Source organism: Iodobacter sp. BJB302 (genome assembly GCF_002735645.1).
Classification (GTDB): domain Bacteria; phylum Pseudomonadota; class Gammaproteobacteria; order Burkholderiales; family Chitinibacteraceae; genus Iodobacter.
In genome coordinates this window covers 1-1,041 of record NZ_PDZG01000174.1, presented here as the reverse complement: position 1 = coordinate 1,041, position 1,041 = coordinate 1, and the positions used below count along the sequence as shown (strand labels likewise).

At 50.0% G+C, this 1,041-nt stretch carries 1 protein-coding gene; it reads left to right on the top strand.

Annotated features, from left to right (window positions below):
• The first annotated feature begins 88 nt into the window (after window positions 1–88).
• A complete protein-coding gene (locus tag CSQ88_RS22460; RefSeq protein WP_099400267.1) occupies window positions 89–1,036 on the top strand; it encodes an IS1595 family transposase in 948 nt (315 codons plus the stop codon).
• The last annotated feature ends 5 nt before the right edge of the window (window positions 1,037–1,041 follow it).

Below are 1,041 nucleotides of genomic sequence, written 5' to 3'. Positions count from 1 at the left end.
CCTGATTATGTCTCTTGCTCAGTAACCCTTGATTTAGCCATTCGCGCGGCGTAAAGTGAACGAACGTTCTACTTTGCGGAGATGAATCATGCCCATCAATGGCATCCAGATGCAAAAAGGTTTGTCTTTGCCTGAGTTCATCCAGTTGTACGGCACAGAGCAACAGTGCGAAGCAGCATTGCAAAAAGCGCGCTGGCCACAAGGGTTTCGCTGTCCAAAATGTCATGGACAAAATGCCAGCACATTTATACGCGGCAAAACGCGTATATGGGATTGTTGTCATTGCTCGCATCAAGCCAGTTTGACGGCAGGAACCATGATGCACCAGTCGCAACTCCCCCTGACCAAGTGGTTTCTGGCTGTTTATCTGGTGACACAATTGAAAACCGATATTGCTGCTTTATCGCTACGCCGACAACTTGGGATCACTTGGAAAGCCGCATGGTTGCTGAAACATAAATTGATGGAGGCCATGCGTCAGTGTGAGTCAGGCCGCCCCTTGAGTGGAGACGTTCGAATTGATGACGCATATCTTGGCGGCGAGCGTAACGGAGGCAAGCGTGGGCGTGGTTCTGAAAATAAAGTCGCTTTTGTGGCTGCGGTCGAAATGCGTGATGGGCATCCTCATCGGCTGCGTTTTGATCCGGTGCAAGGCTTTTCGTTCGAAGCGCTCAAGCCTTGGGCAGAAAGGGCTTTGGCACCGGGGAGCACGGTGACTTCGGACGGTCTGATCGGTTTTGAAGTAGTGCGGCAATTGGGATTTAAGCACCGAGTCGTCCAAGCGCCTAAAGGTAAGGCCGGAACGGAAATTGACGCATTTAAATGGCTTAATGTGATGCTGGGGAATTTAAAAACGGCGCAATCTGGCACTTACCATGCATTCAAATACAGTAAATATGCGGGCCGCTATTTGGCGGAAATGCAGTACCGATTTAATCGGCGTTTTGATTTGTGTGCCCTTATCCCACGCATGCTACATGCCTTACTCATTGCTAAGCCTTGCCCGCTTGGGCGATTAACTGAGCAAGAGACATAATCAGG